This is a genomic window from Longimonas haloalkaliphila (genome assembly GCF_055379825.1).
In genome coordinates this window covers 2,423,263-2,445,968 of record NZ_AP043948.1, presented here as the reverse complement: position 1 = coordinate 2,445,968, position 22,706 = coordinate 2,423,263, and the positions used below count along the sequence as shown (strand labels likewise).

The 22,706-nt window shown below is 59.2% G+C and carries 17 protein-coding genes; 16 read left to right on the top strand and 1 reads right to left on the bottom strand.

Annotated features, from left to right (window positions below):
- Positions 1 to 201: 201 nt before the first annotated feature.
- Positions 202 to 588: a hypothetical protein gene (locus ACZ48V_RS09555; RefSeq protein ID WP_464538561.1), complete on the top strand. Its 387-nt coding sequence runs from the start codon at positions 202 to 204 to the stop codon at positions 586 to 588.
- Between the two features lie 763 nt (positions 589 to 1,351).
- On the top strand, positions 1,352 to 1,783 hold the full coding sequence (locus ACZ48V_RS09550) for a hypothetical protein (protein ID WP_464538559.1): 432 nt from the start codon (positions 1,352 to 1,354) through the stop codon (positions 1,781 to 1,783).
- 410 nt (positions 1,784 to 2,193) lie between these two features.
- Here ACZ48V_RS09550 and ACZ48V_RS09545 read toward each other — a convergent pair whose 3' ends face one another.
- A complete protein-coding gene (locus ACZ48V_RS09545; protein WP_464538557.1) occupies positions 2,194 to 5,766 on the bottom strand; it encodes a hypothetical protein in 3,573 nt (1,190 codons plus the stop codon).
- 430 nt (positions 5,767 to 6,196) lie between these two features.
- Here ACZ48V_RS09545 and ACZ48V_RS09540 point away from each other — a divergent pair, with 430 nt between their 5' ends.
- From ACZ48V_RS09540 to ACZ48V_RS09475, 14 genes are all read left to right on the top strand, one after another.
- Positions 6,197 to 6,670 carry a ribosome maturation factor RimP gene (locus tag ACZ48V_RS09540; RefSeq protein ID WP_464538555.1) on the top strand — a complete coding sequence of 158 codons (474 nt, stop codon included), beginning with the start codon at positions 6,197 to 6,199 and terminating at the stop codon, positions 6,668 to 6,670.
- Positions 6,671 to 6,706: 36 nt separating this feature from the next.
- Positions 6,707 to 8,215 carry a transcription termination factor NusA gene (nusA, locus tag ACZ48V_RS09535; RefSeq protein ID WP_464538553.1) on the top strand — a complete coding sequence of 503 codons (1,509 nt, stop codon included), beginning with the start codon at positions 6,707 to 6,709 and terminating at the stop codon, positions 8,213 to 8,215.
- A gap of 82 nt (positions 8,216 to 8,297) precedes the next feature.
- Entirely contained in the window at positions 8,298 to 11,450 is a 3,153-nt protein-coding gene (gene infB, locus ACZ48V_RS09530) for a translation initiation factor IF-2 (protein WP_464538551.1), read from the top strand.
- A 153-nt stretch (positions 11,451 to 11,603) separates the two neighbouring features.
- On the top strand, positions 11,604 to 11,996 hold the full coding sequence (gene rbfA / locus ACZ48V_RS09525; RefSeq protein ID WP_464538549.1) for a 30S ribosome-binding factor RbfA: 393 nt from the start codon (positions 11,604 to 11,606) through the stop codon (positions 11,994 to 11,996).
- A gap of 90 nt (positions 11,997 to 12,086) precedes the next feature.
- Positions 12,087 to 12,830 (top strand): tRNA pseudouridine(55) synthase TruB, encoded by a 744-nt coding sequence (gene truB / locus ACZ48V_RS09520; protein WP_464538547.1) that lies wholly within the window; start codon positions 12,087 to 12,089, stop codon positions 12,828 to 12,830.
- Entirely contained in the window at positions 12,827 to 13,801 is a 975-nt protein-coding gene (locus ACZ48V_RS09515) for a bifunctional riboflavin kinase/FAD synthetase (RefSeq protein WP_464538545.1), read from the top strand. The genes truB and ACZ48V_RS09515 overlap by 4 nt, the downstream gene beginning before the upstream one ends.
- Before the next feature lie 93 nt (positions 13,802 to 13,894).
- Positions 13,895 to 14,161, top strand: a complete 267-nt coding sequence (gene rpsO / locus ACZ48V_RS09510) for a 30S ribosomal protein S15 (RefSeq protein ID WP_464538543.1) — start codon at positions 13,895 to 13,897, stop codon at positions 14,159 to 14,161.
- Between the two features lie 184 nt (positions 14,162 to 14,345).
- Positions 14,346 to 16,472: a polyribonucleotide nucleotidyltransferase gene (gene pnp, locus ACZ48V_RS09505; protein WP_464538541.1), complete on the top strand. Its 2,127-nt coding sequence runs from the start codon at positions 14,346 to 14,348 to the stop codon at positions 16,470 to 16,472.
- A 148-nt stretch (positions 16,473 to 16,620) separates the two neighbouring features.
- A complete protein-coding gene (locus ACZ48V_RS09500) occupies positions 16,621 to 17,556 on the top strand; it encodes an NAD-dependent epimerase/dehydratase family protein (RefSeq protein WP_464538539.1) in 936 nt (311 codons plus the stop codon).
- 45 nt (positions 17,557 to 17,601) lie between these two features.
- Positions 17,602 to 18,366 carry a segregation and condensation protein A gene (locus ACZ48V_RS09495; protein ID WP_464538537.1) on the top strand — a complete coding sequence of 255 codons (765 nt, stop codon included), beginning with the start codon at positions 17,602 to 17,604 and terminating at the stop codon, positions 18,364 to 18,366.
- Positions 18,367 to 18,417: 51 nt separating this feature from the next.
- Positions 18,418 to 19,221, top strand: a complete 804-nt coding sequence (scpB, locus tag ACZ48V_RS09490; protein ID WP_464538535.1) for an SMC-Scp complex subunit ScpB — start codon at positions 18,418 to 18,420, stop codon at positions 19,219 to 19,221.
- A gap of 40 nt (positions 19,222 to 19,261) precedes the next feature.
- Complete coding sequence (locus ACZ48V_RS09485) at positions 19,262 to 20,011, top strand: pseudouridine synthase (RefSeq protein ID WP_464538533.1); 750 nt, start codon at positions 19,262 to 19,264, stop codon at positions 20,009 to 20,011.
- Between the two features lie 5 nt (positions 20,012 to 20,016).
- Positions 20,017 to 21,546, top strand: coding sequence for an IMP dehydrogenase (guaB, locus tag ACZ48V_RS09480; RefSeq protein ID WP_464538531.1), 1,530 nt, complete (start codon positions 20,017 to 20,019; stop codon positions 21,544 to 21,546).
- A gap of 44 nt (positions 21,547 to 21,590) precedes the next feature.
- Positions 21,591 to 22,682, top strand: coding sequence for a M24 family metallopeptidase (locus tag ACZ48V_RS09475; protein WP_464538529.1), 1,092 nt, complete (start codon positions 21,591 to 21,593; stop codon positions 22,680 to 22,682).
- Positions 22,683 to 22,706 lie beyond the last annotated feature (24 nt).

The window sequence follows — 22,706 nt, the reverse complement described above, 5'->3', positions numbered from 1 at the left end:
GCGCAATGAGGCCCGTGATGCGATGCAATCCATACGGTGAGGTCACAATCTCTTCTGTCCACGTCACATGCGACCTGTACAGAAAAGGTCATGACGTGCGCAGAACGTGATTGTAACATGAAGAGCGTATGTTGCGCTGTGCCTGTCTCCTTGGAGGTCTGGGCACGTTCACTTGCTCTCCATTTACAGCCTCTTTCTGTTATGAACTGGTTCACGTATCGCTCTTACCATATTCGCCATCGCCGTTCGCATCGCCTGTTTTCCGGCGCTGCTCTCATTCGCGTTCGACAGCCAGTGCGCCCCGTACCTCGATCCGTTCAAGCCGTGCGCCGGGCCCAACGCGCCGCCTGCCTGCGCAACCATGTATCGCGGGTGCGCCGCCTGAAAATCACAGGCCGCATCACGCTGGCGATGTCGGCAGCGGCTTTTATCCTGGCGGTGCTTCTGGCTTCCGTCCAACCCTCGAACCCCCTGGAGCGCGCGCAGTCCGCCCGGACCGCTGCCCTCCTGCAATGGAACACCCCCGTAGAGACCACGCTGCCCGAATTCACCCCGTCGCCTCTGCCGCTGGCCTCCTCGGCAGAGTAAACCTTCCTTTTTGGCAGCTGGTGCGGCGTGCTGACGGGGATTGCCGTGCTGAAATGCACCATAGCACAGGATAGCACAGGGCAGTGCCTCCGCCTTGCGGACTCCGTTTTCGGTGTTCGCTTTGCGTTCCTGCAAGGTCTGTCCTGTGCTGTTTTCTGTTGTATACATCCAGCGTGTCGCTCAGATTAGGCCCCAGCGGATCTCCCGTCTCGGAGCGCATCGTAGCCGCGACCGCCTACGACCCGCTCGGGCGCTTTGTGGAGGGGTCCTCTAATGAGCGCCGCTACGACCACACCGACCACTTAGGCTCCACCCGTGCGGTGACCGACCAGAGCGGAACCGTCGTCGAGCGCCGCGACCATTACCCCTTTGGATTACAAATGCCCGGCCGCACCCCAAGAGTACTCATTCACTGCACCCCTACATGTCCACACTCGGGAGGTGGGGTGTTGAACTGGAGATTCGCGATGTTGAGAGTTGTGGGAAGTGAAAATAGGTAAACGTCTCCTTACAACCCAATCCCAAAACATGTAGGGACACGGCGCGCCGTCTCCAGACCCAGGGGTGTGCACCGGACCTCCATGCAGAACGACTTGCCCGGACTGGGGCACCCACAATGATGTCTAAAAACCCGCTTCGTCTCCTCAATTCCGACGGACATGCACAGCTATCAAGCGCGGTTGCAAGAAACTCCGGTTTACGTCACCATATATGGGCCTCAGTGACCGAAAACGAGTAACGCGGCCATCCTACTGCCGAGGGCATGGGCCAACTTCTCGTGCAGGGCGGAAGCGGAGAGTCGCTCGCAGTGTTTTTGGACGTGCCCGGAAGAGTAATGAGTTTGGGCGGTCAAGCAACGGAAGCAATCGGGTATGCCGTGGCTGCGAAATCGGGCGGCACGGCGACAACGCTTGCTGTAGGCCTGCTGTCCTTAGGCGAAGCGCTGGACACAGGCGGTGTAGCGATGCAGCACGCAGGGCATGCGGTCAGGGGAGATTTCGATTGGAAGAACTTCCTTATCGATATGGGCTCATCCAGATTGGGTAAATCGTTGGATAGAGGAATTCGACACGACACTGATACCCAACAGCAGAGAGTAATACTTCGGTCCCTGCACTCTATTTGGTGGTCTGGAATGGAAGCGGCATTCAAAGAAGTGAATAACCGAACGAACAACGATGAGGAGCCGCGATGATCAATCTGCTATATGCTATCGTTGTTCTTATTGTGTCCTTGCAAGCAGTACATGCAAGCTGGAAAGACATGAACACGCCACCAGATAGAAGAGATAGTCACCATGTCGACATAACTCAACATACCGCAAAAGTGTACTTTGTTTTTTTTCGTTATCACCGCGATTGGTTCAGCTTTCTACATCATAGCCTACATTTACAGTCAAATACGAGGTCTATAAATGATTGCGAGACCTATTTTAATCTTGATGCTCTTCGTGGGTAGTGGCAGTCGTTTACTCACATTAAAACGACATAGCCATGGGTGCACTGACCATTCGACTTCCCGATCTCCATATCTTTTTGAGCTACCTAATAAATAAACGGGCACAATATACGGTAGAAACGCCAAATAAGCAGCTCCCGAGTATACCTAAAACGTGGCGGTAAGCTCAACCTGAAACGTGTGGATCACGTCAGCATCGGCGGGGGCGCGTCCGTTGTAGCGGAGCGAGCTCTGCAGCAGATCCGAGAACACGTAGCGCCCGCGCAGCCCCCACAGGAACGAGGTGCCAGCTCCCCGGCCCTCCGTCAGCTCAAAGAGCGCGAGCCCCTGCGCCTCGCCGGTAAGCGCAACATGCGCGGCCTCCACATCACCGGTAAGCTGCGCCCGCCGCGCCTGCCGCCAGGTTACTTCAGCGGGGAGGCGCCACACCACAGCCTCCCGCTCGCCACGGCGGTCGTTCTTGTGGGCCCAGGTCGGCCGCACGCTCACCTGCAGGGCATCGGTGACGTCAAGCTGCGACTCCGGGCGTAGCGTCCACGACCGGATGTCGTAGCTACGCGACCCAAAGGCGCTGCTCGTTGAGCGATCTGTTCCCGTCGACAGGCGCAGGCGGAGCGTCCACGGGCGCACCGGACGCCAGCGGGCCTGTGTGCTCCACGCCTGCCGAAAGCGCGTCTCGCTGCCGGCCGAACGCTCATCCAGCTCGCGCTCCTGCGTCCACGACAGCTCGCCACCCGCCCGGGCCCGCCCAGGAAATAGCTCCAGCGTTTGCCGCCAGTCGATGCGTCCGTTCAGCGTCTGTCCGGGCTGGCGGTACGTACTGGGGTTGAGCAGATAGACCCGCACAAGGTTGGGCGACTCTGTGGTCTCTTGAATGCGCACCTCGCCCCGATGCTGCACCGCCGACAGCGCCCGCTTTAGCACCGACCGACCGTCACCCCACACCCGGCTCGGGTCCAGACGCAGCTGCAGCCGGGCCTCTACGTTGGCAACCGGCACGAGCGAGTCCGACGGCACAAACGAGCGAATGTATTCGCCTTCGCCCGGTGTGGTTTCGGGGATGAACTCATCCACCTGCGCAATGCCATCGTCGTTCGCATCCACCCAGACAAACTGTCCCAGCTCCGGCCCCACACGGATAAACGTTTCCTGCAGCGTGGGGGTGCGCTCGGTGCGTCCCTCGTAGAACGCCTGCACGTCCACCGCCCGCTGCCAGCCGGTGGTCGACGCCTCGGCCTGAGCCAGAATCGTTTCGCTGTCGGCGGCCTGTCGATTCACGCGAAAGAACTCGCGCACGCTGCGCGATCGGTACGCCCCCCGCAGGTTCAGGCGCGTGGTGCCAGGCCCGTCGTAGGTCGCAGCTGTCTCCACCTGCCAGGCTTGCGCTGCCGGATCGATCGTCCCCTCGGCGCCCTCGCGCTCGACCCGCAGCCCGCCGCCCAGGCTGAGCGTCCAATACGTTGGGGCATAGCGGATGCGAGGCGTAATCTCCCATAGCTGGAACGACGCATCGGTGAGGGCCTCCTCGCCAATGGGGCGCTGGGTACGCCGCTCGAAGCGTCCCTCCACTTCGGGCGTCCAGATGCGCGCTGAGGGGCCGGCCAGCCGCACGGTCTGGCGCACCCAGCGTCCGCGCTCGCCTGCGGTGCGGGTGCTGCGGATCCACTCGCCGGTGTACCGGGCCTGCCCCCCGGACTCCCGCTGGTAGCGGGCCGTGCCCTGCCAGCGGGTGCTCTCAAACAGATCGCCGATGGCATAGCGGCCCCACTCGCCCGACAGGCGGGTGGCATCAGAGGGGGCCCAGGTGCCGTTCACCGCATCGATCGACTCGCGTCCGCGGTTGCGCAGATCAGCAGGCAGCTCTGCACCGGTGCGATCCAGATTCCAGCGCCGGTTGAACTCGACCGACCGTCCGCGCTCGAATGGCTCAAACCGGGCAGCTCGTGCCTCGCGCTCGTACGACGCTTGCACCGTGCCCAGCTCCTGCCCGCCGACCGATAGCGCCGTCGGGTCGGTGCGAATCCGCATGCGGTAGGCATCTCCCTGCGTGCGTGCGTCTGGATCGGACGAGAACCGGTTCACATCCACCTGCGACCGCGCCCAGTGGCCCAACACATGCACGCCGGGCAGGGGTTCGGCGCGGGCGCGCAGATCGACGACCTGCCGCTCTTGCGGACGGGGCAGGGGGCGCTCGGGTACGTAGCGTCCCTCGCCCGGCCCCACATATGTGTAGGCAATTCCGTTCTGTTGCGGGCTTCCTCGCACGTAGCTGCCCCGGGCCGGACCCACGCGTGTAAACTGCACCCGAAAGACTAGCTCGCCTTCATCGGGGCGTTCGGTGAGCGCTACAAAGATCGTATCGGAAGAGCCGTCGGGCGTGGCGGCAACGTCTTGCCGGTACTGCACGAACGGTGCTTCGGGGTCGAACTCGACGCGGGTGGCGCCGCTGCGTGTTACGTCGTTGGGGCCCGCCTCGGCGAGGGCGAGCGAGTCAGCGGGAGAGAGGCCCAGTGCAGCCGCAAAGTCGCCGCCGTCGGCCTCTCGCAGTACCGTAGCACCCACTTCAAGACGCGGGGGGCCGTCGGAGCGGTGCCACAGTCCCGCCTCGGCCTCGGCGCCGAGGAGCGAGCGCGTGAACGGCGTAGCGGTGTACTGAAACTCAATCGTGATGCGCCGGTCGGCGGTGATGATCCGGTTCGTGGTGAAGGTGATCTGGCTACGCGCGTAGTCGATGATGTAGTCGTTGGTTGCGCCGCGTTCGAGGCGCTCGCCATCCAGAAAGACCCGCTCCGACCCTGCCGTGATTACGATAAACGGCTCCCCGTCGCGTCCACGCAGGCGGTACGGCCCCTGCACGCCGTCCTCAGCGGGGATGTCCTGCTGCTGAAAGATGCCCCGCGACACCGCGCCGACGGTCTGCCCCTCTACACGCACCGGTCCGGCTGCGACCGGACGGCTGGTGAGCCGGGCGCCCTGCAGGAGGCGCTCGTACGAGGCGAACGGGCTGGCCTGGAACGAGGCTTCGATGTCGCCCAGCTGGGCGGTGCCCGGCGGGGCATCGATCTCGATGAAAACCCGGTCGAAATCGCTCAGGCGCTGCGTGGTGCCATCGGGCTGGATGGGGGTATCCTGATCGGTGAGGGTTGCGCGCACGAACACGTCGTCGGTGAGGGGGCCTTCGAGATCGAGGCGGAGGCCCGATTCGAGGCGGGCATCGCGCTGAGACCCGCCAACGATGCCCCGCGAGATAGAGCCGCTACGACTGAGGCGCACGCCTTCAAACGGGTCGTAGGCTGGTGGAGGGGCATCCGAATTCCGGGGTTCGAGGAGAGCATCCGGGGCCGGCGGGGCGTCTGCATCCTCCTGCTGTAGCGCTGAAGTGGAACTTACGGGCCAGCGGCGGTAGGTGAGCACCAGCTCACTGTCTGGAGAGAGGGGCGGGTCGAAGCGGAGCGTAGCTGCGTCGAGGTCGAGGGTGTAGCGGCTGGATTCGGCCTGCTCGCCGTTGACCCACACGGTTACGGTGCCGGGCTGAATGTAGGGGGGGATTGGGTAGGGGAGGGGCTGAAACGTATCGATGGTGTCGCGCTCCAGCGTTAGGTGCTCGAAGACGAGGGTAGAGTCGCGCTCCTGCGCCTGGGCAGCGTCGGGCATGCCCCATGCTGCTACGATAGCTGCAAGCAGAAGCGCCAGGCATTGAGTGGCAGAAGGGCGTTGCATGAACGAGGGACCATGAAAAGGAGGCGTAGGAGCAGCGGGCTACACATGCGCCATATACGTACCTTGCTGCGCTGGGATGGATTCGCGGGGCAGGCGTCTCTGTCCGAATGTATGCGCGAATGTATGCAGATCGCTGTAACTGTGTATAAAGGAGATGCGACACAGAAACAACCTGTAAGGGGGTACGTTGCTACCTTCCACTGGGACAAAGAACCCGTCGCGCTTGTTAGTGCGGTGCCCTGGGGTGGCTTGTGTAGCCGCCCTTTTTTGTTGTGGGGTTCTGGTTTCAGCGGGGTTGTGACGCCGGGCCTGCGCGGGCATGTCGCTGTTTTGCCCAGGAAGGTGCCCGCGTTGCACGACCAGACACACACGATTACCTAATACCTGATGACGACGAAGCCGTCATAGATCCGGCTTCTCCTACACGGACATGGAAACGAAACCAACATCGCTACAGGGACAAGTGCGCGCAGTGGTGCAGTCGGTGCTACGCCCGACCGAGTACTTCCTGGTTGACCTCAATATACGGGGGCACCGGGGCACGCGTGTCATCGAGATCTTTGTGGATGGCGATGATGGCATTGGGCACGACGATCTGGCTGCAATCAGCCGCGACGTTGGGTTTGAACTGGAAGTGGACGACGTAGTACAGGGCGCATACACGCTCGACGTGTCATCGCCCGGCATCAAGCGGCCGCTTACGGCGCCGCGTCAGTACCGGAAGAACGTTGGCCGCTCGTTACGCATTAAGTATGAAGATCCGGGCGACGGATCTACACAGTATGAGGTCGTTTCGTTAACGGCCGCCGACGATGAACAGATTACCGTAGAGCTGCCCTCGGGCGATTCTATAACTTTGCCATACGACGCGATCGAGCGTGCCAAGATCGAGTTGCCCTGGTAACCCACACCCTCTTCATGCAACCACAGCCTACCGATTATGCGAAGTGCTGATCTCGTTTCTTCATTTGGAGAGATTGCCCGCGTCAAGGACATTGACCGGGCAACGCTGCAGATCATTGTTGAGGATGTGATTAAGGCGATGATCGAAAAGCGGTTCGGCGCTGACGAGGCGTTTGAAATCATCTTTAACCCGAACCAGGGCGACATCCAGGTCCTGCATATTCAGGAGGTGGTTGACGACTGGGATCTGGTCGACCCAGTCACCGAAATCGAGCTGAGCGACGCACAGAAGGTCGACCCAGATGCTGAAGTGGGCGACGACCTGGCCAGCGAGATGGATATCGAAGAGTTCGGGCGACGTGCCGTCATGACGGCACGCCAGACCTTCCAGCAGCGCATTCGCGACCTTGAGAAAGAGCAGATCTATAACGAATACTCCGAGATGATTGGAGAGATCGTTGTAGGTGAGGTGCGCCAGATCCGCCGTCGAGAGACGCTGTTGGTGCACGAGGAAAGTGTTGAGATGTCTCTGCCTGCGCGCGAGCAGATCCCCGATGATAAGTACCGCAAGGGCGATATGCTGCGCGCCGTTGTGAAAGAGGTGCGCCGCGATTCGGGGAGCGACCCCCAGGTTATAGTGAGCCGGGCCGACGAGACGTTCATGGAGCGGCTCTTCGAAATTGAAGTCCCCGAGGTCTACGAAGGAATTGTTGAGATCAAAAAAGTGGCCCGCATTCCTGGCGATCGCGCAAAGGTGGCCGTTACGAGTCACGACGAGCGAGTCGACCCGGTTGGTGCCTGTGTCGGTGTGAAAGGCGTTCGCATCCACGCTGTGGTGCGTGAGCTGGCCGACGAAAATATCGATGTGATGGAATGGTCAGACGATCCGCAGACACTCATTAAGCGCGCCCTTTCGCCGGCAGAGCCTGTGCGGGTAAAGATCAACACCGAGGTCGATCCGCCCCGAGCCCGGGCCGAGGTAGTGGCCGACGAGGTCAGCCAAGCTATTGGTCGCAAAGGCGTTAACATCAAGCTGGCTGTGCAGCTTACGGGGTATGAGATTGACGTCTACCGCGAGATCCCGGCTGATGAGGAAGATATCGAAATCGAAGAGTTTGCCGATGAGCTCGACGGTGAAGTAATTAAGCAGCTTAAGGCAATTGGCTGCGACACCGGGAAGGCGGTGCTCGAACTGTCTTCCGGTGCCATTGCACGCCGTACGCCGCTCGACCGCGACACGGCGCAGCGCGTGCTCGACGTGGTACGGGCGGAGTTTCAGCGTGGACCTACCGTGCCGGACTTCCTGGCTGAGGGGGCCTTCCGGGTCGAAGCCATGGAGGATATGACCCAAGACGATGTGGCCGCCGGCGCGCTTTCGGGCGACGTTGAAGACGACGCGGGCACCGTTGAAACGGAACCGGCAGATGAAGCGTCTGATGCCTCAGTGGATACCGAATCGGGTGACACGCTCGATGAGGACCCGGATGAGGACCACGACGCTACCACGCCCGTTGCACCTACTCAATCATCTTCTGAATCAACCTGACAGACCTGCCTCCCATGCAAACTGCGTAATTACCAGCGTTCGGCCCCGGGCGAAGGGGCATTGAGTAACATAACACCACTTTATGGCGACGACTGAAAAGAAAGCATTCAAAAAGAAGAAACTGTTCCGCGTAGCGCAGGAGCTCAATATCTCGACCGACCGGGTTGAGGAGTTCCTCACGGAAGAGGGATATGAAGATGCTCTGTCGGGATCGGGCCTTACGGCCAAGATCACCGACGAGGAGGCATATCTTGTGCTCCGTGAAAAATACGCCGATGATGCCGAAGCAGCCGAGCGGATCCGTGAACTGCGGGCTCGTGACGCCGACGACGGGGTTGATCGTGACGAGGTAGTTTCTATCGAAGAAGAAAAAGACGCTGAGGCAGCTGCAGTGCCTGAAGAGGCGGAGGCAGATCCTGGAGTAGATACGGAAGAGATGTCTTCTGAGGCTTCCTCTGCGGAAGCCCCCCCTGTGGAGTCAGATACAGCGGAAGCCCCGATGGCAGAAGCGCCAGCGACGGGGGCTGAGGCATCGCCTAAGCCTGAGGAGCCTGTCGCAGAGGAAGAGCCCGACGACGGGGTCATCCGTGCGAAAGATGCTACCAAGGGCAAAGGGCTGCGCGTTGTTTCTGGTGATGCCGACGGTGATGCCGCGAAAGAGTCCGGAAAAGAAGCGGAGGCATCTGACACAGGCATGCCCGAAGCTGAGACTCCGGAAGCTGAGGCACAGGAAGACGTGCCAGTAGCAGAAGCAACCCCGGAAGACACCTCCGAAGACATTTCTGAAGACGTCTCTGAAAGCGAGGCAGTCGCGGAGGCCCCTGAGGCTGATGAAGCGACCGCAGAGCAGGAAGAGCCCGAAGAAACAGCTGGAGACGTGGTGGCTGACGAATCGGACGAAGTTCCTACCGCGTCCGATGCAGTGGCTGATGAAGCAGAGTCTGTCGACGAAGCCACGGCGCAAGATGCGTCTGGCGAAGATGAAGCTGCCAAGGCAGAAACAACAGCCGAAGCGGCGGCCGACACGGAAGAGTCAGAGGAGACAGCAGACGCTGTAGCCGATGCCGAGGCAGCCGCGTCTGGAGAAGATCAAGACGAAGCTGCAGACAAAGAAGAGGGGGATGGGACCCTCAAAGCAAACCGGTACCGCCTTACGGGTACGCAGGTTGTGGGAAAGGTCGACCTCTCGAAAATGCGTCGCCGCAAGCGCAAGCGGAAGCGCAAGAAGAAAGAGAAAAAGGAGAAGAAGCAGCGCGAGAAAAAGAAGAAGCAGCAACAAAAGAAGAAAAAACAGCAACGAAGCAGACGCAAAAAGAGCCGGAAGCCGAAAGAAGAGGACGTCGAGAAGACGATCCAAGAAACGCTTCAGGAGCTCGAACAGGGCGCAAGCCGTGCGCGCCAGCGTCGCCGTCGCCGTCGCCGCCAGCGTCACGAAGAAGAGCGCAAGCGCGAGCGGGAGCGAAAAGCGGAGCAGGAGAGTGTGCTTCGGGTGACGGAGTACGTCTCCACAGGTGAACTCGCAAACCTGATGGGCGAGCCGGTCAAAGAGGTCATCGCGACGCTCTTCGACGCCGGCATGATGGTGTCCATCAACCAGCGCCTGGACCGCGACACCATTGAGTTTATCGCGGCTGAGTACGACATGGAGGTCGAGTTCATCGCCGAGTTCAGTACCGATGCAATCGAGGTCCGCGAAGACGATCCAGAAGATCTGGAGCCGCGCGCGCCGGTTGTGACGGTGATGGGGCACGTCGATCACGGTAAGACATCGCTTCTTGACTATATCCGTAGCGCTAACGTGGTTGCTGGGGAGGAAGGAGGCATCACGCAGCACATCGGCGCCCACCAGGTCGATCTGGCTGATCAGGAAGGGTCGATTACCTTTCTGGATACGCCGGGGCACGAGGCCTTCACGGCGATGCGTGCTCGCGGTGCGAAGGCAACCGACATTGTGATTCTGGTTGTCGCCGCCGATGATGCGGTCATGCCGCAGACGATTGAGGCGATTAACCACTCGCAGGCTGCGAACGTGCCGATTGTGGTGGCCATCAACAAGATGGACAAACCCGAAGCCGACGCGCAACGCGTGAAAGCCGAACTTGCCGAGCACAACGTGCTCGTTGAGGAATATGGCGGAAACGTCCAGTCGGCCGAGGTATCCGCCGAGACCGGGCAGGGCATTGACGACCTGCTTGAGAAGGTTATCTTGCAGTCTGAATTGCTCGAACTGAAAGCGAACGCCGAACGGGAAGCCGACGGTGTGATCATCGAAAGCCGCCTTGAGAAAGGGCGTGGAAACGTAGTCACGGTGCTCGTGCAGAACGGGACGCTCGAAGTGGGCGATCCGTTTGTCGCGGGCATGTACAGCGGACGCGTGCGTGCAATGTTTGACGAACGCGACAACCGTGTTGAAGAAGTAGGTCCGTCGCAGCCGGCCTTGGTGCTGGGCTGTAACGGATCGCCGGAGGTGGGCGACCAGTTTGTGGTGCTCGACGACGAAAGCGAAGCACGCGACATTGCGCAGAACCGCCAGCGGATCCATCGCGAACAGGAGCTGCGCCGCAAGAGTCAGCTGTCGCTCGACGAAATCGGGCGTCGCCTTTCGACTGGAGAGTACAACGAGCTCAATCTCATCGTCAAAGCAGATGTGGGTGGCTCGGTTGAAGCGCTGGCTGATGCGCTCCTCAAACTCAAGACGGACGAAGTGGCTGTGCGTATCATTCACAGCGGCGTGGGCGCGATCAACGAAAGCGACGTTATGCTTGCCCGTGCCTCTGAAGCGGTCATCATTGGCTTCCAGGTGCGTCCTACATCGGGAGCCCGCGAAGCCGCCAAGCGCGAGGAGGTCGACATCCGAACCTACTCGATTATTTATGCAGCCATCGAAGACGTGCACGACGCGCTCGAAGGAATGCTCAGCCCCGAGAAGCGCGAAGAAGTCAAAGGCCGCGCCGACGTCCGGGAGATCTTCAAGGTGCCTGGTGTTGGAACGGTAGCGGGCTCATACGTTACCGACGGCGTTATCAGCCGCGATCACCGCGTGCGCGTACTCCGCGAAGGCGTCGTTGTCTACGAAGGCGAACTCGAGTCACTCAAACGCTTCCAAGATGACGTGAAAGAAGTCAAGACCGGATACGAGTGTGGTATCTCGGTTGAGAACTTCGACGACATCAAGGTCGGCGATGAGTTCGAAACATACGTTGTCGTTGAAGAGCGTCGTACGCTCGAAGTCTAACGGCTCTGTATCCAATACTGCTCTGTAGCATTCTGTGCCTGTCTGTGGCTCCGCTTATGATTTGCGGTACGCAGGCAGGCACAGACCCGTCAGGGCAGCCACGCGGGAGAGCACCCTGCCTTCTTCGCACTCTTGAAGCTTGCTTCTTTTCCTATGAGTATACGAACCGAACGCGTCGCTGAGCTAATCCAGCAAGAGGTGGCGCAGATCTTACAGCAAGACTACGCAGAACGTCTCACGCCGATGGTTACGATCACCGACGCACGCGTCACGAAAGATCTTTCCATCGCTTACGTGTACGCAAGCGTAATGGGCGATACCGAGGCCGAGCGAAAAGCTACGTTCAAGCAGCTTGAGGCGTTGAGCGACGAGGTGCGTAGCACATTGGCTTCTCGTATCCGCCACCAGTTGCGTACCATACCAGAGGTGCGCTTCTTCCTGGACGAGTCGCTCCAGCGGGCCAAGCGCATGGAAAACCTGTTCGACCGCATCCGGGCGGAGCGCGAGCGACGCCTGTCGGATTCCGATGCTGCCGATGCGGCGTAGCATAACGCCAAGCAGCCCACCGCTGCGCATCCCCCACCCATTCAACTCGGTCTTTCTTCCGTTCTACGTTAAGCGCGCTACCAGACGTGTATGGCCACCGCTGCTTCTCAACGTTCTATTCCGCCTGACATCGTCGTGCGCGATGGAACGTGCCCGGATCCTAAAGGAGCAGCAGTGCTTGTGGATAAGCCGAACGGTCCGACCTCGCACGACGTGGTGACACAGATTCGGCGCCACTTTGGTGGGTGCAAGACCGGCCATGCAGGCACGCTCGACCCGCTGGCTACCGGACTGCTTATCATTCTGATGGGCCGCCCGGCTACCCGTCTTCAGGATGCTTTTATGCACCAGGGAAAAACCTACCAGGGTACGTTGCGCCTGGGCGCCACGACGCCGACCTACGACCGCGAGATGGAAGTCGACGCGACACATCCGTGGCAGCATATCTCAGACGCCGACCTTGTAGCAGCTATGGAGGCATTTACGGGTACGATTATACAGCGCCCTCCGCTCTATTCTGCCGTGCGGGTACGAGGTGAGCGCCTATACAAGAAAGCACGCCGCGGTGAAACGGCGGTACGCCCACCCCGCCAGGTAAGCGTGTCGGCGTTTGACCTGATAGCACGCTCGGGGCCCGACGTAACGTTTAAAGTCGACTGTTCAAAGGGGACCTACATCCGCTCGTTGGCCCACGACCTGGGCCAGGCGCTTGAATCCGGGGCCTATCTGACATCGCTGCGTCGCACGCGCATCGGGGCATACACTGTGGACGATGCCTGGGCTGTCGACGAACTGCTTCGTACTTGCTCTGTCTCAATCCCATCACCTTCATGAAACGCGAGATCGGCTGGGAGGCCATTCAGCGCGAGCCCGAATCAGTCGTCACAGTCGGGACGTTCGACGGCGTGCATCGTGGTCATCAAGCGATTCTTTCGTTCCTGTGTGACCGGGCAGACGCCCTGCGGGGTGTACCCACCGTGCTGACATTCGACCCACATCCACGCTCTGTAGTGCGAAGCATCAACGTACCCTTGCTTACCACGATCGACGAGCGTGCTCGTGCGCTCGAATCGTTTGGTATTGAACGGATGGTGGTACTGCCCTTTACGCGAGACCTGGCACAGTATGATCCACGCGCCTACGTTCAGGACATTCTCTGGGACACAATCGGGATGCAGGCCATCGCTGTAGGTTATGATCACCGATTCGGGCGTAATCGAAGTGGCGATGTGGAACTGCTGCGTACCATGGGCGGCGAGTATGGATTTAGCGTCGAAGAAATCCCGCCGCAATCCGATGACGACGAGGTTATATCCTCGTCGCGCATCCGCACGCTGCTGGCCGAAGAAGGAGCAGTACGCAACGCGGCGCAGCTTCTTGGGCGTCCGTACACGCTCAGCGGTACGGTTGTGAAAGGAGAGCAGCGGGGTCGTACCATTGGCTTTCCGACCGCAAATATACGCCTGGCCGATGCGCGGTCGTGTCTGCCCCGCCGAGGCGTGTACGCTACACGGGTATACGGCGCATCTCTTTCAGAACCCGAGGTTGGGATGTGTAATATCGGCGTGCGCCCTACGTTCAACGACGGACCGAACCCTACGATCGAGGTACACTTGCTTGACTTTACCGGCGACCTCTACGGAGAAACGCTATGTGTAGAGTTTGTGCAAAGACTGCGCGACGAACGTAAATTCGACTCGGTGGATGCGCTTCGTGCGCAACTTTCCGAAGACCGATCTCATTGCATACGTGTTATAGAAGCAGCACGTTCGCCCGCCTCATCGAAAGGTTGTGGACGTCTGTAAGTGCCGGGCCTACAGGAAGCGTTACCTGCTTCAAACCCGGTATCTTCTTTAGCATGGTATAATCTAAAGAGGAGCTCATTACCCAAACCCCCTATGATTACAAAGGAACGCAAAAGCGAGCTGGTCGAGAAGTATGGAGACGGGCCCAACGACACGGGTACGGCTGAAGTACAGATCGCCATTTTCAGTGAACGCATCAGTCGCCTTACCGAACATCTGAAAGAGCACCCCAAAGACCACGCCACCCGGCACGGGCTGCTCAAGCTGGTTGGGAAGCGCAGACGGCTGCTCAACTACCTCAAAGATCGAGACATTGAGCGGTACCGCGCACTGATTCAAGACTTGGGGCTTCGCAAATAATGCGACCGGCGGCATCCTGTTCTTTCAGGATGCCGCTTTGCGTTGCAGCACGCCCCACGCAGGCTGCCTACTCGCAACTGCGCTGTGCTGCACCACCGATATTGTTAGGTGTACGTTGTTGCTGCGTCGACATGCGGCGACAGCGCACCCCATCACCAGTTGTTGATTGAACGAGATCCTATACATGCCAGACGCAACCATCCAATCCATTGAATTCGCGCCGGGACGATCGCTCTCGATTGAGACCGGACGCATCGCCCGCCAGGCTAACGGTTCTACCGTTGTACGCCTTGGCGACACCATGGTGCTCTCTACGGCCACGCTATCTGATTCGATACGCGAAGGCACTAACTTCTTCCCGCTGACGGTTGACTACCGCGAAAAGTTTGCCGCCGGCGGCAAGGTGCCCGGAGGATTCATCAAGCGAGAAGGGCGCCCTACCGATAAAGAAACACTCACCGCACGCCTCGTCGACCGCGCGATCCGTCCGCTTTTTCCTGACGGGTTCTACCACAGCGTACACCTCGTTAACTTCGTGATTTCAGCGGGCGACGACTACGACGCCGATATCCTTGCTGGCGTCGGGTCATCCGCTGCGCTCCTGCTGGCCGGCGCTCCCTTTCAGGGACCGATTGCTGAAGTGCGCGTGGGACGCGTAGATGGCGAGTTCGTCATTAATCCTACGATTCAGCAGACCGCTGAAAGCGACATGAACCTCATTGTTGCGGGCAAGCAGGACGCGCTCGTAATGGTGGAAGGGGAGGCCGACGAGATCAGCGAAGACGTAATGATCGATGCGCTCGACGAAGCGCACGTTGCCATCCGCAAGCTGTGCAACGGACAGGAGCAACTGGCTCGCGCCTTCGGTACTGCCGACGACTTTAAGTGGGAGCAGCATGTTACGCCCGAAGCCGCTATCGAGAAGGTCCGCCAACAGTTCGGGCAGCGCGTGGCTGACCATGTGCGTTCGCCTTACCAGAAAGAGACCTTCTATGCAGGTATCGACGCGATCAAAGACGAGGCCGTTGAAGCGCTTGCCTCCGACGATGAGAGCGGATTTGACTCCGGCACTATCCGTGACGCGGTGAGTGCGGTCGAGAAAGATTCGATGCGCGAGATGATCCTTTCTGACGGCAAGCGCGTTGACGGACGCGACCTCACTACGGTGCGTGACCTGTCGATGGAGACAGGGTACCTGCCCCGCGTTCACGGCTCGGCGATCTTTACCCGCGGCGAAACGCAGGTTCTGGGGTCACTCACGCTGGGCACTTCGAAAGACGTGCAGCCGGTCGATGAGGTGTTCGACGACACCGACAAGTCGTTCTACCTGCACTACCGCTTCCCGCCGTTCTCTGTCGGCGAAGCGAGCTTCCTGCGCGGACCGAAACGCCGCGAGATCGGACACGGCATGCTCGCTGAGCGGGCCCTGCGGCCGGTTATCCCCGGGCAAGACGAATTCCCATATGTTATCCGCATTAACGCGGATGTAATGGAGTCGAACGGATCCTCGTCGATGGCGAGCGTCTGCGCGGGCTCCCTCGCGCTGATGGATGCCGGCGTTCCCATCAAGAAGCCGGTATCAGGCATTGCGATGGGCCTCGTAACCGATGGTGAGCGGACGCAGGTGCTTACCGACATCCTCGGGCTTGAAGATCACCTTGGCGACATGGACTTCAAGATCACGGGAACGCGCGACGGCATCACGGCCTGCCAGATGGACATCAAGGTGGCTGGCCTCTCGCGCGATGTGCTTGCAAAGGCACTCAAGCAGTCTAATGCTGCACGCATGGAGATTCTGGACGCGATGGAAGCGTCGCTGCCTGCGCCGCGTACCGAGCTGTCTGAGTACGCACCACGTCTTACCAAGCTGACGATCGACCCCGAGCATATTGGTGCCGTTATCGGCCCGGGAGGCAAGGTCGTGAAGAGCATCCAGAAAGAAACCAATACCGACGTAACCATCGAAGAACAGGATGGAGTCGGCCTGGTGACCATTGCAGCTAAGAACCAGCAAGACGCTGAAGCTGCGATTGAGCGCGTGAAGCAGATCGTAGCTGTGCCCGAAGAGGGCGAAGACTATATCGGTACGGTGAAGACCATCCGTGACTTCGGAGCGTTCATTGAGATTATGCCCGAGAAAACGGGGCTGCTGCACGTCTCCGAAATCGCCCACGACTACGTAGAAAACGTAGAGGATTACATGAAGGTGGGAGACAAGGTAAAAGTGCACCTCCTTGAAGTGCGCGACGATGGCAAGATGCGCCTGACCCGCAAGCCGTTCCTCGACAAGGAGAACGGAGCTGAGAACTAAGCATCGTACGGACGCCCGCTGGTCCGACCGATCAGCGTAAGACCCATACACCATGTAGGGGCAATAGGGGTTGTTATCCCGATTGCCCCTACGTGCGTATTGGGGAGGTATGCACCATAGCTCGACTCTATTATTGCTGTTATTGCAAATGAAACTACTTTGTACTGGAGGAGCTGGGTTTATCGGCTCCCATGTGTCTGAAGCCTTTCTGGAAGACGGACACGACGTTCACATTATCGACGATCTGTCTGCTGGAAAGCGAGCCAACGTACCTGCAGAAGCGACTTTCCATCACCTCGACATTCGCAGCACAGAGGCTGCTGCACTCGTTAAGGCCGAGGAGTATGAGATGATCGTGCACCACGCTGCACAGATGAATGTGCGAGAATCGGTTAAACATCCGCGTGAGGACGCCTCGGTGAACATCGATGGTATGCTCAATCTGATGGAAGCCGGACGCAATCACGGACTGAGGCGCGTGCTCTTCGCATCCACCGGAGGGGCGATCTATGGGGATCCAGCATATACGCCTCAAGACGAAGATCATCCGCTGTGCCCGGTATCTCCGTACGGCGTCAGCAAACTGGCCTGTGAGAAGTATCTCGACTTCTACCGGGAGGAGTATGGCATCCCGTATGTGTCGCTTCGATATGCCAACGTGTACGGGCCTCGGCAGAATCCAGCTGGGGAGGCAGGCGTAATTGCTATCTTCATTGAGAAGATGCTTAACGGCGAAGTGCCTGTTATTTACGGCGATGGTACCCAGACACGAGACTACATCTATATCGACGACGTAGTGGCGATCAATCGGGCTGTTATGGACATTGAGGAGACGCGTATCTTTAATGTCGGAACAGGCAAAGAGACCAGCTTGAACGAACTCTTCCGCCAGATTCAAGCACATACCGCCCCGAGCATCGACAACGAATACGGTCCGGCCCAACCGGGTGAGCAGATGCGCAGCGTACTTGACATCAGCCGGGCAAAGCGTGAGCTCGGATGGAGCCCGAAAACAGAGATGTCCTATGGAATAGGGGAGACGGTGCAATGGTTTGAGAAGTTGCACTCAGGTGCACGCACATAGTAATCCGTTATTGCAAAGTACGCTTTTGTTTTTTAGTGGCTTCGTATGTACCAAGTAGAACTCCAGCAATTTGAAGGACCGTTAGACCTCCTGCTCTTCTTTATCAAACGGGATGAGATTGACGTATATAACATCCCGATTGCAAAAATAACGGATGAGTACCTGGCCTATGTACGCGTCCTTGAAGAGATCGACCTTGATGGCGTAGCAGACTTCATCTACATGGCAGCGCTTCTGATCAACATCAAGGCGCAGATGCTGCTTCCAAGCGCCTCAGAAGACGAGGAAGGGGAAGAGGTCGACCCGCGTCGGGAGCTCGTTGAGCGGCTTCTTGAGTACGTTCGTTTCAAGGAGGGGGCCGACCAGCTTGCGATTCGTAAAGAGGCACGCGAGCGCCATGCTACCCGCGGCGACGCGTCTCCGGTGCGCGAGCAGTACGAGCAGCAGCCGGCGAAAGCGGTTGACCACACCGTTTACGACCTGATGAAGGCACTCGCTCACATGCTGCATGAGCCGCCCGAAACAGATGACCCTATCCACGAAGTGGAGCCGCTGGAGTACTCGGTTGACGAACAACAGGTCTACGTGATGGAACGGCTTCAGCATGCTGAAGAGCTCTCGTTTCGGTCGATCATACGGCGCCGCAGTAAGCCGTTTGTCATTGCTACGTTTCTCGCTGTGTTAGAACTGGCCCGTCAACATCACCTGCGCATCCACGTAAACGAATCCCGCACCAACTTCTCGCTCCGCTGGCAGTCTAACGCTTCCACCAACGGCGTAGACTCAACCCTGAACGGAGACGTGCAATAGCGAAAACAGCACACCTACGCTGTAGACTGACTGAACTCTCAGCTGAACAATATGTCAACATCGTCCCCCTCGCTCGGATTTGGCGTAAGCCCCCGGTTGCTAAAAGCAACAGAGGCACTTCTTTTTGCTGCTGACGACCCGATCGGCGCTGAACGCATCGCCGAGATCGTGAAAGACGTAACGGGCGAGGCCGAAGTGGATGCAGAGCGCGTAGAGACGGTCATTGAGGCGCTTCGTGAAACGTACAAGGCGCACGAGCGCGCATTTGAAATCGTGGCATGGGCCGGAGGGTATCGTCTCGTGACGCGCGAAGAGGTCGCGCCGTTCGTAAAAGCTATGGTCCAAGATGAGCAGCGCTCATCGCTTTCACGCTCCCTGCTCGAAACGATTGCTGTCGTGGCGTACAAACAGCCCGTTACGCGTCCGGAGGTGGACTTCGTTCGAGGCGTGAACTCGGACTACGCACTGCGCAAGCTGATGGAGCTGGAGCTGGTCGATGTGAAGGGACGTAGCGAGTCGCTGGGGCGCCCGCTGCTTTATGGCACGACGCCTGCTTTTCTGGAGCAGTTTGGGCTGAACTCGCTCGATGATCTCCCGACCATCCGCGAGGTTGAGGACCTGCTTGACGATCCCAACTTTGACGATGAACGCGCCCAGCTGCTGCAGCTCAAGACCGAAGAGGCTGCCCGTGCACTGAACGGAGACGATGGCGCCTCAGACCCCTCTGAAATAGCGAAAGAACAGGGGGGCGACTCGGAAGGGGCGGGTGATAGCCCGGACGCACAGAACGCGTCCGAGAGCACAGAGGTGGCGACTGACCATCGAGACCACCCCGATGCGTCCGCATCCAACTAACCACGTTTTCTGATTCTCTCGTAACCTGACTCACTGAGTAATGGCAGCACCGCCGACTGTGCCCGACGACGGGATGCGCATCAACAAGTATTTGAGCCGGGCGGGCGTATGCTCGCGTCGCAATGCCGATACGCTGGTGGAAGCGCGGCGGGTGTCCATCAACGGAGAACCGGTTACGAGCCATGGCACGCGGGTCTACCCAGGCGACAGGGTCGCGGTAGATGGAGATGCGGTGGCGCTTCAAGAGAAGGAATACTTCGTGTTGAACAAGCCTGCTGGGTGCATTACAACGGTCCACGACGATCGCGGACGGCAGACAGTCATGGACGTGATTGGGCGCGGAACGCATAACTCGGCTGGCATTGCGCCGGTAGGGCGTCTGGATCGCAGCACGACCGGAATCCTGCTCCTTACCAACGACGGCGACCTTGCGCACCGGCTGATGCATCCGCGCTACGAGGTCGACAAGGTCTATTTTGTGCAGACTGCGCAGCCCGTAAAACCGCACGAGCTCGACCGGCTGCGTCGGGGCGTTGATATCGGCGATAAGCGTTCGGCACAAGCTGCCGATGCGGCCTACATACAGCCGCCTCAGAAGGACTGGATCGCGCTCAAACTGCATGAGGGCCGCAACAGGCAGATTCGGCGCATGTGCAAGGCGCTCGGACACACCGTGAAAACCCTGGATCGCGTGCAATTCGCAGGGATTACCCTGGAAGGATTGGAACGTGGAGCCGTTCGACCGCTTACCGAACAAGAAATAACTGACCTTCGGAACCGTGTATCTTGACTCTAATGATGAATAACACTGCGACCCAGGTTTCCTCGTTGAATGATGCCCTTGCGCGCAAGATACGGGCCGAAGGGCTGACATACGACGATGTGCTGCTGGTGCCACGCCGCTCAGCCGTGATGCCGCGCACGGTGTCTACAGGTTCGCGTCTCACGCGAGAGATCGACCTGAACGTGCCAATTCTGTCCTCTGCGATGGATACGGTAACCGAAGCCGATATGGCCATTGCGCTGGCCCGCGAAGGTGGCGTCGGCATCCTCCATAAGAACATGTCGATCGAAGATCAGGCTGCAGAGGTACGCCGGGTAAAGCGTTCGGAAAGCGGCATGATTCTCGACCCGATTACGATCTCACCGCACGACACCGTAGGCGATGCGCGCCGCATGATGGCGCACTACTCCATCGGTGGCATTCCAGTGATCGATAGCGACCGTCGGCTGGTGGGTATTGTGACGAACCGCGATGTGCGGTTTGAGCTGGAGAACGAGAAGCCCATCCACGAAATGATGACCTCGGAGAAGCTTGTGACCGCTTCGGTGGGCACGACGCTCGATGAGGCCGTACAGATCTTGCAGACCCATAAGATTGAGAAGCTGCCGGTAGTCGACGATGAGGGCTACCTGAAGGGCCTCATCACGTTCAAAGACATCCGTAAGCGACGTAAGCATCCCGATGCCTGCAAAGATGAGCACGGGCGACTCCGTGTAGGAGCCGCCGTTGGCGTAACGCCTGATGTGCTCGACCGTGTGGGGGCCCTCGTAGACGTGGGAGTCGACCTCGTTACGATAGACACCGCCCACGGGCATTCGGAAGGCGTGCTCGAAACCGTTGCTGAAGTCAACGATGTGTTCGGCGACCAGGTGCAGATCATGGCGGGCAACGTGGCTACTGCCGACGCCACGCACGATCTCATTGAGGCCGGCGCCGACGCGGTGAAGGTTGGTATTGGTCCCGGATCCATCTGTACCACGCGTGTTGTTGCAGGGGTCGGGGTACCACAGCTGACCGCCGTACTTGAGTGTGCCGAAGCTGCCTCTAAGCATGACGTACCGGTCGTGGCTGATGGAGGCATCAAGCAGACCGGCGATATCGCTAAAGCGCTCGCCGCCGGTGCCGGCACTGTCATGATCGGCAGTCTGTTCGCCAGCGTAGAAGAGAGTCCGGGCGAAACCATTATCTTCAACGGACGCAAGTACAAGAGTTATCGCGGCATGGGCTCTGTTGGAGCCATGCAGGCGGGCAGCAAAGACCGCTACTTCCAGGATGCAGAGGACAATCTTAAGAAACTGGTACCCGAAGGCATTGAAGGGCGCGTACCGTACAGCGGCACCCTCGCAGAGGTTATTCATCAGATGGTTGGCGGACTGCGCGCAGCCATGGGCTATTGTGGATGCCAGACGGTTGCGGAGCTGTACGAACATGCTGAGTTTACGCGAATCACCGCAGCCGGAATGCGCGAGAGTCACCCGCACGATGTGGAGATCACGCAGGAGTCGCCGAACTACTACTCGGGGCGCCACACGTCGGCTTGACCCGGCTGACCGCTGCTCTGTTTTCCATTAAACGCATCTTGTCTATGTCTACCCCTGCTGTGGCCCAAAAGCCCGCTATCCACGACCTATTGATTGGCATTGCGGAGAATCACAACGCAGACGCACTGGTGCTCTCTTCGCTGCCCGACATCCGGTGGGCAACCGGGTTCTCCGGGTCCAATGGCCTGCTGATCGTGCATCCCGACCGGCTCATTTTCCTCTCGGACGGGCGCTATACCGAGCAAGCGCAGCGCGAAGTCACCAACGCCGAGATCCATACCCCAGGGTACGCCCTGTGGGAGTATGTGGAAGAGAAGAGCCTGTTCGGTGACGTGAGTTCCGTGCTTGTGCAGGCGGATAAGGTAACCGTTAAAACGCTCCATAGCTGGCGCGAGCGGTTCCCGAAGATTCACTGGAAGGAGGGAAGCGGACTCCTTACCCCGCACCGTGGGGCAAAGTCAGAACGCGAGGTGGAGAAGCTGCGTGCCGCACAGGCAATTACCGACACGGTGTTTAGTGAGCTTTGCGAATGGGTTGAACCGGGCATGACAGAGCGTGAGGTCGGAGCAAAAATCGTCTACCGACACCTACTGCACGGAGCAGATAAGATGTCGTTTGATCCGATCGTTGCGTCGGGACCCAATGGCGCGCTCCCGCATGCACGGCCGTCCGACCGCGTGCTTCGCGAGGGCGAGCTTGTGGTCATCGACATGGGGTGCTTTCTGGAGGGGTACGCCTCAGACATGACGCGCACAATCGCCCTGGGCGAGCCTTCCGATGAGGCGCGGGCCGTGTACAATGTCGTGCTGGAGGCGCAGGAAGCCTCGCTGCAGGCAGCGCGCAGTGGGATTACCGGAACCGACATCGATAGTGTAGCGCGTACCATCATTGAAGAGGCGGGCTACGGCGATTATTTCGGACACGGGCTCGGACACGGCGTAGGGCTCGAAATCCATGAGTGGCCCCGGCTTTCGTACCACGTCAGTCACGACCTTCCGGCCAACGCGGCCGTCACGGTAGAACCTGGGATCTATCTGCCTGACAGGTTTGGCGTTCGCATCGAAGATCTTATCATCCTACACCCAGACGGCCACGAGAACCTCACGCAGAGCCCCAAAGCACTGCAGATCCTGTAGGCAGAAGCCTGATTAGACAAGTCC

What these genes read in the sequence shown, in the direction of transcription:
- rpsO (WP_464538543.1), top strand. Translation starts at nt 13,895, where the DNA reads ATGATTACAAAGGAACGCAAAAGCGAGCTGGTCGAGAAGTATGGAGAC.
- ACZ48V_RS09545 (WP_464538557.1), bottom strand. Translation starts at nt 5,766, where the DNA reads ATGCAACGCCCTTCTGCCACTCAATGCCTGGCGCTTCTGCTTGCAGCT.
- ACZ48V_RS09500 (WP_464538539.1), top strand. Translation starts at nt 16,621, where the DNA reads ATGAAACTACTTTGTACTGGAGGAGCTGGGTTTATCGGCTCCCATGTG.
- infB (WP_464538551.1), top strand. Translation starts at nt 8,298, where the DNA reads ATGGCGACGACTGAAAAGAAAGCATTCAAAAAGAAGAAACTGTTCCGC.
- ACZ48V_RS09475 (WP_464538529.1), top strand. Translation starts at nt 21,591, where the DNA reads ATGTCTACCCCTGCTGTGGCCCAAAAGCCCGCTATCCACGACCTATTG.
- truB (WP_464538547.1), top strand. Translation starts at nt 12,087, where the DNA reads ATGGCCACCGCTGCTTCTCAACGTTCTATTCCGCCTGACATCGTCGTG.
- guaB (WP_464538531.1), top strand. Translation starts at nt 20,017, where the DNA reads ATGATGAATAACACTGCGACCCAGGTTTCCTCGTTGAATGATGCCCTT.
- scpB (WP_464538535.1), top strand. Translation starts at nt 18,418, where the DNA reads ATGTCAACATCGTCCCCCTCGCTCGGATTTGGCGTAAGCCCCCGGTTG.
- nusA (WP_464538553.1), top strand. Translation starts at nt 6,707, where the DNA reads ATGCGAAGTGCTGATCTCGTTTCTTCATTTGGAGAGATTGCCCGCGTC.
- ACZ48V_RS09555 (WP_464538561.1), top strand. Translation starts at nt 202, where the DNA reads ATGAACTGGTTCACGTATCGCTCTTACCATATTCGCCATCGCCGTTCG.
- ACZ48V_RS09485 (WP_464538533.1), top strand. Translation starts at nt 19,262, where the DNA reads ATGGCAGCACCGCCGACTGTGCCCGACGACGGGATGCGCATCAACAAG.
- ACZ48V_RS09540 (WP_464538555.1), top strand. Translation starts at nt 6,197, where the DNA reads ATGGAAACGAAACCAACATCGCTACAGGGACAAGTGCGCGCAGTGGTG.
- ACZ48V_RS09550 (WP_464538559.1), top strand. Translation starts at nt 1,352, where the DNA reads ATGGGCCAACTTCTCGTGCAGGGCGGAAGCGGAGAGTCGCTCGCAGTG.
- ACZ48V_RS09515 (WP_464538545.1), top strand. Translation starts at nt 12,827, where the DNA reads ATGAAACGCGAGATCGGCTGGGAGGCCATTCAGCGCGAGCCCGAATCA.
- pnp (WP_464538541.1), top strand. Translation starts at nt 14,346, where the DNA reads ATGCCAGACGCAACCATCCAATCCATTGAATTCGCGCCGGGACGATCG.
- ACZ48V_RS09495 (WP_464538537.1), top strand. Translation starts at nt 17,602, where the DNA reads ATGTACCAAGTAGAACTCCAGCAATTTGAAGGACCGTTAGACCTCCTG.
- rbfA (WP_464538549.1), top strand. Translation starts at nt 11,604, where the DNA reads ATGAGTATACGAACCGAACGCGTCGCTGAGCTAATCCAGCAAGAGGTG.